The organism is Paraclostridium sp. MRS3W1, from assembly GCF_032465715.1.
Taxonomy (GTDB): domain Bacteria; phylum Bacillota; class Clostridia; order Peptostreptococcales; family Peptostreptococcaceae; genus Paraclostridium; species Paraclostridium dentum.
This window is the reverse complement of record NZ_JAWDJM010000094.1, coordinates 1-14,989: the sequence shown is the minus strand read 5'-3', so window position 1 is coordinate 14,989 and position 14,989 is coordinate 1. Positions and strand designations below refer to the sequence as shown.

15 protein-coding genes are annotated in these 14,989 nt (G+C 26.8%); 12 read left to right on the top strand and 3 right to left on the bottom strand.

Going from position 1 to position 14,989, the window contains the following annotated elements; all coding sequences use genetic code 11:
* The first annotated feature begins 231 nt into the window (after nucleotides 1-231).
* From RWY47_RS07190 to RWY47_RS07175, 4 genes are read left to right on the top strand one after another with little or no spacing between them, the layout of a single operon-like run.
* Complete coding sequence (locus RWY47_RS07190; RefSeq protein ID WP_224170360.1) at nucleotides 232-2,247, top strand: BglG family transcription antiterminator; 2,016 nt, start codon at nucleotides 232-234, stop codon at nucleotides 2,245-2,247.
* A 17-nt stretch (nucleotides 2,248-2,264) separates the two neighbouring features.
* Nucleotides 2,265-2,666, top strand: coding sequence for a PTS sugar transporter subunit IIA (locus tag RWY47_RS07185; protein ID WP_021430753.1), 402 nt, complete (start codon nucleotides 2,265-2,267; stop codon nucleotides 2,664-2,666).
* Nucleotide 2,667: 1 nt separating this feature from the next.
* Nucleotides 2,668-2,940 carry a PTS sugar transporter subunit IIB gene (locus RWY47_RS07180; protein WP_021430754.1) on the top strand — a complete coding sequence of 91 codons (273 nt, stop codon included), beginning with the start codon at nucleotides 2,668-2,670 and terminating at the stop codon, nucleotides 2,938-2,940.
* 27 nt (nucleotides 2,941-2,967) lie between these two features.
* The gene (locus RWY47_RS07175; protein ID WP_025161494.1) at nucleotides 2,968-4,332 is read left to right on the top strand and encodes a PTS ascorbate transporter subunit IIC; all 1,365 of its coding nucleotides are present in this window, start codon (nucleotides 2,968-2,970) and stop codon (nucleotides 4,330-4,332) included.
* Between the two features lie 61 nt (nucleotides 4,333-4,393).
* On the opposite strand, the gene RWY47_RS07170 is transcribed toward RWY47_RS07175, so the two are convergent.
* Together RWY47_RS07170 and RWY47_RS07165 are read right to left on the bottom strand one after the other, a co-directional pair.
* Complete coding sequence (locus tag RWY47_RS07170; protein WP_021432301.1) at nucleotides 4,394-5,140, bottom strand: ABC transporter permease; 747 nt, start codon at nucleotides 5,138-5,140, stop codon at nucleotides 4,394-4,396.
* Nucleotides 5,140-5,796, bottom strand: coding sequence for an ABC transporter ATP-binding protein (locus RWY47_RS07165; RefSeq protein ID WP_150842285.1), 657 nt, complete (start codon nucleotides 5,794-5,796; stop codon nucleotides 5,140-5,142). Before RWY47_RS07165 ends, RWY47_RS07170 begins: the two co-directional genes overlap by 1 nt.
* 124 nt (nucleotides 5,797-5,920) lie before the next feature.
* On the opposite strand from RWY47_RS07165, the gene RWY47_RS07160 reads away from it, so the two are divergent.
* Together RWY47_RS07160 and RWY47_RS07155 are read left to right on the top strand one after the other, a co-directional pair.
* Nucleotides 5,921-6,226: a PadR family transcriptional regulator gene (locus RWY47_RS07160; RefSeq protein WP_150842286.1), complete on the top strand. Its 306-nt coding sequence runs from the start codon at nucleotides 5,921-5,923 to the stop codon at nucleotides 6,224-6,226.
* Nucleotides 6,227-6,378: 152 nt separating this feature from the next.
* Nucleotides 6,379-6,516 carry a hypothetical protein gene (locus RWY47_RS07155; protein WP_191973583.1) on the top strand — a complete coding sequence of 46 codons (138 nt, stop codon included), beginning with the start codon at nucleotides 6,379-6,381 and terminating at the stop codon, nucleotides 6,514-6,516.
* Nucleotides 6,517-6,662: 146 nt separating this feature from the next.
* Here the strand turns inward: RWY47_RS07155 and RWY47_RS07150 are convergent, their stop codons facing one another.
* Complete coding sequence (locus tag RWY47_RS07150) at nucleotides 6,663-7,199, bottom strand: GNAT family N-acetyltransferase (RefSeq protein ID WP_150842288.1); 537 nt, start codon at nucleotides 7,197-7,199, stop codon at nucleotides 6,663-6,665.
* A 184-nt stretch (nucleotides 7,200-7,383) separates the two neighbouring features.
* Between RWY47_RS07150 and RWY47_RS07145 the strand changes: the two genes are divergently transcribed.
* The 6 genes from RWY47_RS07145 to RWY47_RS07120 all read left to right on the top strand — a co-directional run bounded on the left by RWY47_RS07145 (nucleotide 7,384) and on the right by RWY47_RS07120 (nucleotide 14,924).
* On the top strand, nucleotides 7,384-8,031 hold the full coding sequence (locus RWY47_RS07145; protein WP_035114001.1) for a response regulator transcription factor: 648 nt from the start codon (nucleotides 7,384-7,386) through the stop codon (nucleotides 8,029-8,031).
* Nucleotides 8,024-9,397 carry a sensor histidine kinase gene (locus tag RWY47_RS07140; RefSeq protein WP_224170359.1) on the top strand — a complete coding sequence of 458 codons (1,374 nt, stop codon included), beginning with the start codon at nucleotides 8,024-8,026 and terminating at the stop codon, nucleotides 9,395-9,397. Before RWY47_RS07145 ends, RWY47_RS07140 begins: the two co-directional genes overlap by 8 nt.
* A gap of 137 nt (nucleotides 9,398-9,534) precedes the next feature.
* Entirely contained in the window at nucleotides 9,535-10,425 is an 891-nt protein-coding gene (locus RWY47_RS07135) for a glycoside hydrolase family 73 protein (protein ID WP_168931943.1), read from the top strand.
* A gap of 54 nt (nucleotides 10,426-10,479) precedes the next feature.
* Nucleotides 10,480-12,792, top strand: coding sequence for a glycoside hydrolase (locus RWY47_RS07130; RefSeq protein WP_150842290.1), 2,313 nt, complete (start codon nucleotides 10,480-10,482; stop codon nucleotides 12,790-12,792).
* Nucleotides 12,793-13,017: 225 nt separating this feature from the next.
* Complete coding sequence (locus RWY47_RS07125) at nucleotides 13,018-13,893, top strand: FUSC family protein (RefSeq protein WP_025161502.1); 876 nt, start codon at nucleotides 13,018-13,020, stop codon at nucleotides 13,891-13,893.
* A 107-nt stretch (nucleotides 13,894-14,000) separates the two neighbouring features.
* Entirely contained in the window at nucleotides 14,001-14,924 is a 924-nt protein-coding gene (locus RWY47_RS07120; RefSeq protein WP_150842292.1) for an LCP family protein, read from the top strand.
* Nucleotides 14,925-14,989 lie beyond the last annotated feature (65 nt).

The window sequence follows — 14,989 nt, the reverse complement described above, 5'->3', positions numbered from 1 at the left end:
TCCCAGGATCGTATTCATTTATATTTTACTATAAAAAAATGAAGGGGCTAAAAGTATAAAAAATACCTATCAAATTTGATAGGTATTTTTTATGCTTTTGATTTAAATAAACTATTAATTTAGGTTAATATATTAAGATGAGTACAAAAATTTGCATAAAAAATGTGCGTATATTTTGTCTTTTGTGCAAAAATAAAAAGTTATATAATGAACTTAAGAAAGGAAGAACATATGAAACTTAATAAAAGACTAGAAGATATATTAGATATACTTATGAATCATGAATATGTAAAGATTGAAAAAATAGTTAAGTTATTAAATATTTCTAGAAGAACAGTTTATTACGATATTTCAAAAATTAATGATCACATAAAAAAATATAATTTAGAAATATCGAATGTAAGAAACTTAGGTTATCATATAACATCAGAAGATAAAGATAAGATAAGAAAGGTGCTTAAGTACTCTAAAGATGATTATATATTATCTTCAGAAGAAAGATGCATAAGTATAATAATCGATTTATTTTTATCTTTAGAAAAATTAACAATAGAAAGATATTGTAACAAGCTTTTAGTAAGCAGAAACACTGTTTTAAACGATATCAAAAATGTTAGAGAATATATAAGTAAATATAAATTAGAATTAGAAGCTAAAAATGGATATAAGCTAGTTGGAAGCAATAATTCTAAAAGGTATCTATTTATAAATTTATACAATGAATACAATTATTTTTTCGATGAATACGGGTATATGCAAGTGTTTGAACATATAAAGTCTTTAATGAAAGAAGAAGATTTAAATATTTTAAAAAATACTAACGTAAATTATATACTTATGTATTTAGCAATTTTTTATAAAAACTATTATATCAAAAATAAAGATACTATAACTTTTAAAAATGAAGATAAGAATTTCTTAGAGAGTTTGGACTATCACAAAGAGGTTGAAAGATTATTAAATATAATTAGAAAAGTCCTAAAAAATGATATTGATGGAGATGAAGTATATTATATACAAACGTTTTTCACAAAAGATGAAGATATAAGAAACTATTTTTATCAAAATGAACTTAATAGTAAATATATTCTTCCTGTTAATATGATGGTAAAAGAGTTTGAAAAGATTTCTTGTATATCAATAGAAGATTATGATGTGTTATCTAAAAATATACTAAATCATCTTATACCTTCTATATTTAAAATAAGGTATGGAATTTACTACTTAAACTTAATAAAAAGTGAAGTAAAGCAAAAGTATAAATCAATATATCAATTTACAAAACAAGTTGTAAAAACTATTGAGAAAAACTTAGATATATATTTAAATGATGATGAGATAGCATATATAGCTATGTACTTTGGAGGATATAGTTCAAAAATGGGAGTTGAAATTAAAATTCCTAAAATTGTTATAGTATGTAATTCAGGTATGGCAACTTCACAGCTTCTTAAAAATCAGATAGAGCAGTTATTTGATTTGATAGAAATTCAAGATATATTGTCCCTGAAGAATTTTGAAAATTATGAAAAGTACTATGATTTTGCTATAACTACTGTAGACTTAAACCAAAAACAAGCTATAAAGGTAAATCCTATACTTACAGATTTAGATAAGCAAAATTTACTCTCTCAAATATCAAATACGCAATCTGTATTTAATTTTGAACAAGAATTTATAAATAAAATTATAAATGGAGTAGAAAAATACGCGACTATTTCAAATAAGGAAAAATTAAGAGAAGAAATTAAAAACATTGTAATTTCTTCTAGAGAAAAAGGAAAAAGCTATAAAGCAACATTAAGAGAACTTCTAAATGAGGATACTATTTATTTAAACCAAGAAGCAGCAAATTGGGAAGACGCAATAAGAGTTAGTGCGAATCCACTAAAGGATTTAGGATATGTTAAAGATTCTTATATACAGGCTATGATAGAAAATGTAAGAAAATTAGGGCCATATATAGTTATAGCTCCAAAGGTTGCGATGCCACATGCAAGACCAGAAGATGGAGTAAATAAAGTTAGCATGACTCTTACAACATTTAAAGAAGAAATTTATTTTTCTGGGAAAGAGCAACATAAAGTTAAGATTCTTATAAGCTTAGCTCCAAAAGATAATCAAACACATATAAAAGCGCTTGCTTGTCTGACTAAAATGCTTAGTAAAAAAGAAAATATAGATAAAATTTTAAATAGTAAAGATAAAGATGAAGTTTTAGAAGTTATAAATAAATACTCAAGATAAGCAAGGGGGGGGAAGAGATGATAGTTAAAGTTTTAGACAATGTAAATGACTATAAAGAAGCTATCAAAATTACTTGTGATATTTTACAAAAAAGGGATTCAATAAATGATTCTTATTATGAAGCAATATTAAACAAAATTGATGAATTTGGATCATATTTTTGCATAGCACCTAAAATTGCAATGCCGCATGCAAGACCAGAAGATGGAGCATTAAAAACAGATTTATGCTTGTTGAAGTTAAATAAGCCAGTAGATTTTTTAGGCAAAGAAGTTAGTTTATTTTTCACTTTAAGTGCAGTTGATAGTAGCTCACATCTAGAAATTATGCAAAAGGTTGCTAAGGTATGTATGGATCAAAATAAATTAAATACAATATTAAATTTAAATAATGAAAAAGAGATAATGGAGGTAATGTAGTATGAATAGAATAATGGCAGTTTGTGGATCAGGATTAGGATCAAGTTTTATGGTAGAGATGAATGTTAATGAAGTATTAAGTGAACTAGGATTAAGTGGATATGAAGTTTCTCATAGTTCTTTAGCAGATGCAACAGCTGATCAAGCAGATATATTTATAACAGCAAGAGACTTAGAAGATAGTGCATCTCACTTACCGAACTTAATAGTTTTAGATGCGTTATTTGACAAAGATGAATTAAAAGCTAAATTACAAGAAAAATTAGGTTGCTAGAACCTAAATAAAGAGGGGGCATCATAGATGAGTGGTTTTTTAAAAGTAACTATCGACTTTTTATCTGAGCCATCAGTGCTTGTAGGATTTATAGTTTTAGTAGGGCTTTTATTACAAAAGAAGCCTATTGAAGATATAATAAAAGGAACTTTAAAGGCTATGGTTGGATTTGTTGTAATAGCAGCTTCAGCAGGTATAATAGCAGGTTCATTAGAACCATTTGGAAAAATGTTTGAGTATGGATTTAATGTAAGTGGAGTTATACCTAATAATGAAGCAGTAGTTGCACTTGCTATGGATAAATTCGGTACAGCTACAGCTCTTATAATGACATTTGGTATGATAGTAAATATTCTTATAGCTAGATTTACGAAATTTAAATATATATTTTTAACAGGACATCATACATTATTTATGGCTTGTATGATAGCTGTTATATTAATATCAGGTGGAATGAGTGGAGCTCACTTAATATTTACGGGTTCACTTGCACTAGGACTTTTAATGGTAATTTCTCCTGCTATATGTCAACCTTTCATGAAAAAGATAACTAAAAATGACTCAGTAGCACTTGGTCACTTTTCATCAGTTGGATATGCGATATCTGCATCAATAGGAAAGGCTGTTGGAAAAAATTCAAAATCAACAGAGGAAATGAAAGTTCCTAAGTCTCTAAGTTTCTTAAGAGATTCAGCAGTTTCTATATCAATAACTATGTTAATTCTATATATAGTAGTTGCACTTGTTGCAGGACCTAAGTTTATTGAATCAGAGTTATCAGGTGGTAAAAACTTTATAGTATTTTCAATGATACAAGCATTAACTTTCGCAGCAGGATTTATATTAATCCAAAATGGAGTTAGATTAGTTTTAAATGAGATAGTTCCTGCATTTAAAGGAATAGCTAGCAAACTAGTACCTAATTCAAAACCAGCACTTGATTGTCCTATAGTTTTCCCTTATGCACCAAATGCAGTATTAATAGGATTTTTAAGTTCATTCATCGGAGGTATAGTTTCGATGTTAGCTCTTGCAGCAGCAGGACTTGTAATAATAATACCAGGGGTTGTGCCTCACTTCTTCACAGGAGCTACAGCAGGAGTATTTGGAAACTCAACAGGTGGTAGAAAAGGAGCTGTAATTGGAGCTTTTGTAAATGGAGTAATAATATCACTATTACCAGTAGCATTACTTCCTGTACTTGGTAGTTTAGGAGTTGCAAACTCTACTTTCTCAGATGGAGATTTTGGAGTAGCTGGAATATTCTTAGGTAAGGTACAAGCTTTAGTTGGAGGATATGGACTTACAGCAGTTCTTTTAGGAATACTTGCAATACTAGTTATTTTAACAGTTAGTTCTAATAAAAATAAATCATCAAAAATAGAAAATTAATTAAAAAGCCTACTAAAAGAAACTTTCTTTTAGTAGGCTTTTTTTAAAATAAAAATTATATTTAAATTTGTACTTGTTTTCTTTCATTAAAAAAGCTTTTATATGCAATATATGTAGCCATTATACTAGAAATTGATGTTGAAGCTAAGATCATAAATGTAACCATTATTTGAAACTTTATAGCTATAAGTGGAGATGTACCACCTAAAATTAGTCCGGTCATCATTCCAGGAAGCGAAACTATTCCTAATGTTTTAGCAGAATCTATAGATGGAAGCATTGAAGTTTTAACACTATCTCTTATTATTTCTTTTGAAGCTGAATAAATATCACTTCCTAAAGAAAGTTTTACTTCTACCTCATTAAGTCTAGTTTTAAAACTATTGCTAAGATTTCTATAACTAAGCCCTATAGCAACCATAGAGTTACTAATAACCATTCCTGCAACTGGAATTATTTGATTTGGAACGAACTTAATAGCGCCTGATAAAACTAGTATTGTTAATGTTATAGAGCTTCCAACAATTAAAGATATAAATGATACAAAGACTACATTCTTTATTTCCTTACCCCTTTTTTTAGTATTTAAAGCAGCTATAAACGTCATTATAAGTAATATAATAATTGTAAATGCAGAGTTTTTTAAATTAAAAACATACTCTAATATGTAACCTACTAATATAAGTTGAATTATAGCTCTTATCATACTTATAATAATTTCTTTTTCAAGTTTTAAATCTTCTTTATATGAAATAAATATAGGAATTGCAATAAGTGCAGATGCTATAATAAGTGATATTGTATTCATTATCTTAAGTCCTCCTCAGCACAAACTTGGCCTTGATCCATTTGAATTCTTTTATTAAATATAGACTCACTTTGTTCTAAACTGTGAGTAACCCAAATAACAGTAATTCCATTATCGTTCATTTCTTTTATTAAAGACTCAACTATTTTAGCGTTCTCTTTATCTAATGCAGATGTAACTTCATCTAACAATAATATATCGGGTGTAAACATTAGGTTTCTTATAAGTGCAACTCTTTGCTTTTCTCCACCAGATAAAGCATTTATATCTTTATGTAGATAGTCTGAATCTAAATTTAATTTCTTCATAAATTGAAGGATTCTTTGTTCATCGATTTCTTTTTTTCTAATAATAAACGGATATGAAAGATTATCGAATACTGATTTACCAAATAGATAAGGGATTTGAACACAGTAGCTAATTTTTTTTCTAAGTTCTATGGGATCATAATCTAGATAATTTTTTTCTTCAAAAAATATTTCCCCATTTGTAGGACTTATTAAGTCTGAACAGATTTTAAGAAGTGTACTTTTACCACTTCCTGAAGCGCCTATTATAGATACACAATCGCCTTTTTCTATATTTAAATTTACAGAATCTAGTATCTGTGTATTGTCTGAAATATATCTTATGTCTTTTAGTCTGAGTATACTCAACTCAACACCTCCTTAAGTAGTTGCATTTTATATAATTAAAATGATAATATATATTATAATGTCTAAAATCGATATCGAAATACGATATTAAGCCGATATGATTATATAACATATGGAGGTAATAATGCAAGAACAAATACTAAGAAAAATATTTCTAGGCTTTATACATATTCACATACTTCATCATGCAAAAAAGGAACCTTTTTATGGCTCATGGATGATAGAAGAACTAAAAACGCATGGATATGATATAAGTCCAGGAACACTTTATCCTATACTTAAAGCAATGGAACAATCAAACTTATTAGATAAAGAAGAAATAGTAGTAGGGGGTAAAATTAGAAAATACTATAAGATTACGACTGATGGAGAAGTTGTACTAAAAGAATCTAAGATAAAAGCTAAAGAACTTTTTAAAGAAATTGAATAATTTAATATGAATTTTATTGTAACTATAGAGTAGATTATATACTATTTAAAATATATATTAATGATTCTTCCTATTTAGATAAAATAAGTACTGGACAGTTAATTATCATAGTTCTTGAGAGTAAAGATAAATTTAATTTATCAGGATTTATAATGGAGGGAAATGGTCAAGTTTTATTTGACTATTTAACCGATTTAATTGGAAATGATGTAAAAAAAGAATTTAACAAATTAGATGAAATTATTGAGGAATTAAAAGAATTTAAACCGTATGGAAAATACTTCAAATAGAGAGATAGAGAGAAAAAACGAGTATAGTTAAGCCATTAATTGTATTAGTGATAAGTTAGTTATAGTTATTGAAGAAAGACTTAAAGACTGAACTTCAAGTCTTTGTGTGAATGAAATAACTATAACGTACTTATCTAAAGTAAAATTTAATCTATGTACAACCCCATAGCTATAGTATTGTAATAAACACCATTTACACATATATCTTTCTTCAATAGTCCTTCTTTTTCAAATCCAAACTTTTCGTAAAGTTTTACGCCTCTAATATTATCTTCTCTAACTAAAAGGTTGATTTTCTTTGTTATTTTATTAGATTTGGCCCAGTCGATAAGATAAGTCATAATCTCACTTCCAAGACCTATACCCCAATATTTTTTTCGAATACTTATTCCTAAGGTTCCATTGTGCTTCATTCTTTCCTTTTGAACAGAAGTAATAGAAGCTATTCCAACGATTTCATCTTCTATAATAATTAGTATATTCTTAGAATTATCCATACTATTTATTCTTTCTATATAATCTTGCTCTGCCTCTACGTTCATTGAAAATTCATTTTTACCAAAGGTTATAAAATCACTTTCACCACCTATTATATTTAGGTAGTCTATCATTGCTTGAGCATCTTCTTTTATTGGTGATCTTAAAATTGCAGTTTTACCATTTTTTAATTTAATTTCTTTCATATAAAACCTCCTTTTAATTCAAAGATTAATAAACCTTATTTAAATAAATATGATTCTTTGTAAAACTTATGAATCCTTTTTTACGATTAAAGAAATTATATAATAGTTTTGTAACATTAGTGTAAAAATTGGATGATAATATATAATATATTTATAAACTTTAAATACGAATGGACGTGAAAAGATGAATATATTAGTTGCGGATGATGAATTAAGTATGCTAAAAATTATAGAAGCTTATTTAAGAAAAGAAGGATTTAATGTTTTTACTGCTAGCAATGGAGAAGAAGCTTTAGATGTATTCTATAAAAATAAAATTGATTTAGCTATACTGGATTGGATGATGCCTAAAATAGATGGAATAGAAGTTTGCAAGGAGATAAAAGAGAGCAGTAATATCAAGGTGATGATGTTAACAGCAAAGAGTCAGAGTGATGATGAGGTAGATGCTCTCAATTTTGGAGCTGATGACTATGTTAGAAAGCCATTTGATCCTAGAATTTTAATAATAAGGGCTAAAAAACTTATGGGGTATAGTGATATAGTTACAATTAAAAATTTAAAAATAGATTTTAAATTTACAAAAGCATTTAAAGATAATGTGGATATAGGTCTTACAAAAACAGAGTTTGAGTTATTAAAGTGCTTTATAAACAATAAAGGGGTCATACTTTCAAGAGAAAAATTACTTGATTTGGTTTGGGGTATGGATTACTTTGGTGATTTTAGAACAGTAGATACTCATATAAGAAGGTTAAGAACAAAAATAGGGGAGAATTTTATAGTTACACATAGAGGATTAGGATATAGCTTGGAGGAACATAATGACTAAACTTAATAAAAAACTAGCTATTAGTATATCTTTAGTTGTAGTAATTGTATCTATAATATCACTAACTATAAATAATATTTTTATTCATAAGTATTATTTACATGAAAAGAAGAAAATTATAAATACTGTTGGAGATGAAATAGAAAAATTAAGCTCAGATACTATTATTAAAGACATAGACAAAATAGAGGCAAAATATGGAATAAATATAATCTATACTCACTTAGATACGGAAAATGGAATAAACGAAGGTGATATAACTGAAGGATTGATAAAAGAGTTTGAAAAGAAAGATATAAAACTTAAGAAATTTTGGATTTCTCATTACTTAATTGATGATATGAAGGAAAAGAGTGTTAATAAAATATATAATCAGGGAAATCTAAAATACAGTTTATTAGTAAAGTTTATATTGAAAGATAATTATATATTTGCAATATCAATGCCTATAGAACATTCTCAAGAAACTATTTCTATAATAAATAAATTTAATTTGATACTTAATAGTTTTTCGGTGTTAATAGTAATATTATTGACATTTATTTTATCTAAAAAGATAATTGATCCACTTGAAAAAATAAAACTACTATCTAAAGATATAGCAAAGTTAAACTTCAGAACCGAAAAAATAAAAACAAATGATGAAATAGAAGAATTAGCGGATAGTGTTAATCAAATGAGCGTAAGTTTACAAAAGGCACAAAATGAATTAAATAAAAGAAATGAAAATTTAAAAATATTCATAGGTGGAGCATCGCATGAGCTAAAAACACCTATAGCACTTATAAAAGCTTATGCTATGGGAATTCAAGATGGAATAGATGATGGAACTTATTTAGATACAATAATAGAAGAAAGTGAAAAGATGAATGATATAATAAACAACTTAATTTATCTTTCAAAATATGAAAAAAGAGAAGTCAAAATAAATTCATTTGACTTGAAAGAAATATTATTGTCAATTATAGATGAATATAAATTGATTATAAATGAAAATAATGTAGAGGTTAATTTAAATATAGATGAAAATGAATTCATGATTGATGGGGATATAGAAGGAATAGAAATTGTTCTAAGAAATTTAATAAGTAATTCTATAAAATATACTATTGATGATAAGATATATATATCTTTAATAAGAAAAGAAAAAGTATATATATCTGTATCTAATAAGGCTAATGGAATAATAGAATCTGAATTAGATAATATATGGAAGCCATTTTACGTATTAGAAAAATCAAGAAATAGACAATTATCTGGAACAGGATTAGGACTTAGCTTAGTAAAGGAAATTTTAGATGCACAAAAATTAACATACGGAACAAAATTAAAAAATGATTATATAGAATTTTTTATAGAGTTCTAAATAAAAGTAACATTAAGGAGGCTAAATTTATATAGCCTCTTTTTTTATGCTTAAGTAAACTTTTTCGTTTTGTAACATTCATGAAACAAACTTTTTTTATAATAATCACATAACAAATACATAAGGAGTGTGACATTATGAAAAATAAAGGTTTTTTGGCCATTATAGTTGTCTTAATAGGTTTAATTTATATAATGATAAGTTTTTATTCTTTAAAAGATATAAATAAAGAAGATATAGATGTTTTAAAATTTATAAATGTAGCAGATGAAATTAGTGATAATAAAGCTCAAATTAACTGGAAGTATGTGGCGGCTATAATTGGAGTTATGGAAAAGAATGATTTAAATAATGTTAAAGAAGAAGAAATGAAAAAAGTATCTAAATTATTTTTAAATGATAATAATGAAGCAAAAGTTTTAAATAGTGTTGATGAGGTTACAAGCAAACTTAAATTTAATAAGATTGAAAAAAATCTAACACATAGCTATATAAATCAACTTAGTGATTTTGGAGTAATGCCACAAAGGTTGAGTAAAAATAGTGATTACACAAAATTTATAAATTCAATAAAAGATGATGCAATACAAAACTATGAAAGATACAAAGTTTTACCATCTATAACTATAGCACAAGCAATATTAGAATCAGGATGGGGTCAGTCAAGATTAGCTAAGGATTATAATAACTTATTTGGAATAAAAGCAGACGTAAATTGGAAAGGGGAGTATGTAACCTTAGAAACTAGAGAATTCAAAAGCAACACTGTAAATGGAAAGTTTAGAAAATATAAAGATGCAGGACAATCAATTGATGACCATGCAAAGTTTTTATATGAAAATAAGAGATACCAAAACAACGGGGTATTTAGTGCTAAGACATATATATATCAGGCAAAAGCTTTACAAAATGCAGGTTATAGCACAGATACAAATGAAAAAGGCCAAAAGGTTTATGCAAACAGATTAATCGAAATAATAAAGCAATATAATTTACAGCTTATAGATAATGAAGTTCAGAGTAAATAAAACTGTAACATACGTGTAACAAAAATAAACTAAAATGACTTTGAGGTGATAAAGATGAATAAAAAAATATCGTTATTGTTAAGCTTTGTACTTATAGGAACAAGCTTAGCAGGGTGTAGTAACGGGCTTACTAAAAGTGATGAAGATATATCAGCTAAGGTAGAAAAAGTTAATAACTTAGATTTTAAATATGACGTTAATCCTAAAAACTTTCAAGTATCTGTAGATGTTAATGGGAAAAAGGAAATTATATCAGAACCTATGAAGGATAGATCTGTTACTAATTTAAAAAAGAAAGATAATGAAATTTCGTGGACATACCCAGATGAACATATTAATGTAGACATAAAAAAGAAAGATAACTACTTAGATGTAGATATCAAATCAACATCTAAAGAAGCTAACACTTTTACTTGGCCAAGTGTTAGTGGTGAAAGTTATGTACTTCCTATAAATGAAGGAAAGTTTATACCAAGCAATGATAAATACTGGAAAGAGTATTTAAATGAGCAAATATTTAATACTATAGAGAGTTTTTCTATGCAATTTTTCTCAGTAAATAAAAGTAACTTTGCAGCCACTTATATAATGAAAAATAAATATAATGATGAAATAAAGTTTGATACAAAAAATAATATAAAATTTGATTTTACTCATGAATATCCAAGTATAAATAAAAATAAAGATTATGGTTTTAGAGTATATATAACAGATAAAAATGTAAATGATGTAGCTAAAAATTACAAGAATTTTGTAATTGAAAACGGAGAATTTAAAACATTAGCACAAAAAGCAAAGGAAAACAAAAACATAGAAAAGTTATATGGAGCACCACAGATTTACTTCTGGGATAAATCTATAATTACTGTTGATGATATTAAGTGGAACTTATTAAGACAAAACATGGATGAAGAATTCATAAACTGGATGAAAGAGCTTCTAAATACAAAAGTAGAAGATGGAAAAGAAGTGTCAAATGTTTTAGATGCTGTAAAAAATCAAGACTATGTAGATAAGTACCAAAAACAAACTATAGTAAGAGGATTTAATTCCGTGATGATGTTAAAAGAATTTTATAATCCTAATGTATTTAAAGATTTAAATAAAGAAACTCAAGAGGTTGTAAAAAAAGGTATAAATAATTTAAATAGAAATGAATTAATTTCATTAAATAAAGAGTTATTAAAATCAAAGCTTAAAGATTCAACAACTCCAACAACTTATTGGGCAAGAAACAATACAATAGATGTATTAGATGATATGAAAAAATCAGGATTAGATAATGCTTGGATAGGATTTGATGATTTAGAGGCAGGATATGTTTCTCCAGAGTTTGTAAAAAAAGCTAATGACTATGGATATTTAGTTGGACCTTATGATTCATATCATTCAATTCATAAGCCAGGTGAGGAAAAATGGAGCACAGCTAAGTTTGATGATAAATCACTATATGATAACGCAACAGTAGAAGATAAAGATGGAAAAAAATTAGAAGGGTTCCAAGGAACAGGTAGAAAACTAAATCCTACATTATCTATGCCTAGTGTAAAATCAAGAGTAAATAAGATACTTAATGAAGGATATAAATTTAACTCATGGTTCATAGATTGTGATGCAACTGGAGAAATATATGATGATTATTCTAAAAATCACATTACAACACAAGAACAAGATTTAAATGCAAGATTAAAAAGAATGAGTTATATAAGCGATGATAAAAATATGGTTGTAGGATCAGAAGGTGGAAATGATTTTGCAAGTACAACTATAGCATTTGCACATGGACTTGAAACACCTGCTTTTTCATGGATAGATCCAGATATGAATAAAAATAAAGATAGTGAGTATTATGTAGGTAGATACTATTCACCTACAGGAGGAGTTCCAGAAATTTTTGAAAAACAAGTTCCTGTTAAAGATTTATACAAAAAAATATTTATAGATCCATCATATTCACTTCCTCTATTTAGACTAGTTTATAATGATTCTGTTGTAACTTCAGATCAGTGGCTATGGGGTACTTTCAAAATACAAGGTGAAGTGGAAAATAGAATGATGAAAGAAGTTTTATATAATACAGCGCCTATGTATCATATAGATAAGAGTGAATGGGAAAAACATAAAAAAGACATTCTAAAACATGATAAAGTTTGGTCAGCGTTTGATAAAAAAGCTATAAATAAACCTATGACTGACTTCGAGTTTTTAAGCAGTGATAGATTAGTACAAACTACTTGCTATGGAGATGATTTAAGAGTTGTAGCAAATTTCTCTAATAAAGACTTTAAATACAAAAACGACACTGTAAAGGCAAATTCTCTTATTATATATGATGATGGAGAAAAAACTGTTTATAGTCCTAAATAAATTTTAAAATAGTTAAAGTAGAGTATCTAAATAAGATACTCTACTTTAATGTGCTATAATTGTATAGTATAACTATTAACTGATTATATTGAAAAAAGTGGGGTAAAAATAAATTACAAAATAAATACTTTTAAGTATACCAAAATGTTAAATAATAAATTATACTATATTAATGACAAAATAAATAGTAATGACTAATCGGAGATATACTAGGAGGTAAATATAGTGAAGCTACAGAAAATGGGCATGAGAACCATAAAAACAGGAATAGCTGTAATGCTATGTATCTTATTGGGGCAATTTCTTGTTCAAAAAATTTTTTACTGCGCAATAGCATGTGTAATTTCTGTTCAAGATACAGTTAAAGGATCTATGAAAGCGGGTCTAAACAGAGTAAAAGGAACAATTGTAGGAGGTATAATAGGATTTTTATTTGCACTTATACAGCCAGGAGAACCTATTTTATGTGGAATAGGTATAATGCTAACTATCTATGCGTGTAATTTATTAAAAGTGAACTCTGTAGTAGTATCATGTGTAACATTTTTAGCAATACACTTAGGTGTTGGAACATACAATCCAGCATACTACTCTATACATAGGGTTATAGATACATCAGTGGGGGTAGTTATAGGAGTAGTTACAAACTATTTAATAGCACGACCTAATTACTTAGACAAGACTATCAATGAATTTAAAAATATAGAAAAGTCAGCTATACAACTTATAGAGTCAAAAATTGTAAATGAAGAAAGCTTAGATATAAATATATTCAAAAAGAATATACAACAATTAGATAAAATATATTCAAAATTAACTGATGAGTTAGATTATGGTGGTAAATACGAAGCAGATATAGAAAACTTAGAAAAATCTATAAGCATATGTAGGGAAATTTATTTCCATATGCAGTCTATAGAGTTATTGGAAAATAAGTTGTATTTAAATAAAGAAAACTTTAATGCAATAAAAGAATTATACAACACAGAAGAAATTTGTTTTGATGTTGAAGAAAATAAGAGTCCTGTATTTAATTACCATTTAAGTAAGATAATAGAAGAAATAAAAACTCTAAAAGAGTTTAATGAATCTATTGAATAAATGTCCTGGGTTAAAATACCGAGGATATTTTTTACGCTTAAGAAACTTAGTTAATCATTAATAATTAAAGCATACATAAATAAATAAATAAATAAGGATGTGAACTTGTGAAACTTAATAAAAAAATTATTTTGATTTTATTAATAGTAATCATTTTACCTATATCAGCATTGTACTTATTAATAAAAGATAGCAATGAAAAGCAAAAGGTGGCTAAGGAGCAAACAAAAAGTGAAAAAATTGAAAATCAGAAGATTATTAATATAGCTTTATTTGGATTAGATAGAAGAAGTAAAGAAGAAAAAGCTAGAGCCGATTCTATAATGATTGCAAACATAGATTTAGAAAATAAAACAGTTAACTTGGTGTCTATACTAAGAGATACATTGGTAGGTATAGATGGTCATGGAAAAGAAAAACTAAATCATTCATATGCATATGGAGGTCCTAAACTAGCACTTGATACTTTAAACTCAAATTTTGATTTGAATTTAAAGAACTATGTAAGTGTAGATTTTTTTAGTTTAGCTAAATTAATTGATTTAGTAGGTGGCGTAGATATAGAACTCAAAGATTATGAAGCAAATCAAATAAATAAAAATTTAGATGAAATTAATAATATAGAAAAATTACCTCATGGAACTGATTACATTGAGGGAATGGGAACTAAAAATTTAAATGGAAGACAAGCCGTTGCATATTGTAGGATAAGAAAAGAAGGAAATGGAGATTACGAAAGAACTCAAAGACAAAGAGCTGTTTTAAAGTCTATAATAAATAAATATGAAAGCTTAGATTCTGATAAAAAGTTTGAAGTGAATATGGAAATGATGTCTCAAATTAGTACAAATATACCAGTAAATGATATAAAATACATACAAGAAAAAATACAAAATGAAAAAAATTATAAAATAAATCAATATATGATTCCAGCTGAAGGTAGTTTTGAAACGAAAACAGTTAATGGAATGTGGGTCATTGATGCTAACATGGAAGATAATATAAAACAATTACATAAATATATAAAATAAAAAGACGGGTGTCAGTGGTAGCACCCGTCTTTTTAAAAGGAGAAATAAGTATAGTATGTTTAGTG

Coding starts and splice junctions, on each gene's coding strand:
- RWY47_RS07190 (WP_224170360.1), top strand. CDS start 232: ATGAAACTTAATAAAAGACTAGAAGATATATTAGATATACTTATGAAT.
- RWY47_RS07185 (WP_021430753.1), top strand. CDS start 2,265: ATGATAGTTAAAGTTTTAGACAATGTAAATGACTATAAAGAAGCTATC.
- RWY47_RS07180 (WP_021430754.1), top strand. CDS start 2,668: ATGAATAGAATAATGGCAGTTTGTGGATCAGGATTAGGATCAAGTTTT.
- RWY47_RS07175 (WP_025161494.1), top strand. CDS start 2,968: ATGAGTGGTTTTTTAAAAGTAACTATCGACTTTTTATCTGAGCCATCA.
- RWY47_RS07170 (WP_021432301.1), bottom strand. CDS start 5,140: ATGAATACAATATCACTTATTATAGCATCTGCACTTATTGCAATTCCT.
- RWY47_RS07160 (WP_150842286.1), top strand. CDS start 5,921: ATGCAAGAACAAATACTAAGAAAAATATTTCTAGGCTTTATACATATT.
- RWY47_RS07155 (WP_191973583.1), top strand. CDS start 6,379: ATGGAGGGAAATGGTCAAGTTTTATTTGACTATTTAACCGATTTAATT.
- RWY47_RS07150 (WP_150842288.1), bottom strand. CDS start 7,199: ATGAAAGAAATTAAATTAAAAAATGGTAAAACTGCAATTTTAAGATCA.
- RWY47_RS07145 (WP_035114001.1), top strand. CDS start 7,384: ATGAATATATTAGTTGCGGATGATGAATTAAGTATGCTAAAAATTATA.
- RWY47_RS07140 (WP_224170359.1), top strand. CDS start 8,024: ATGACTAAACTTAATAAAAAACTAGCTATTAGTATATCTTTAGTTGTA.
- RWY47_RS07135 (WP_168931943.1), top strand. CDS start 9,535: ATGAAAAATAAAGGTTTTTTGGCCATTATAGTTGTCTTAATAGGTTTA.
- RWY47_RS07130 (WP_150842290.1), top strand. CDS start 10,480: ATGAATAAAAAAATATCGTTATTGTTAAGCTTTGTACTTATAGGAACA.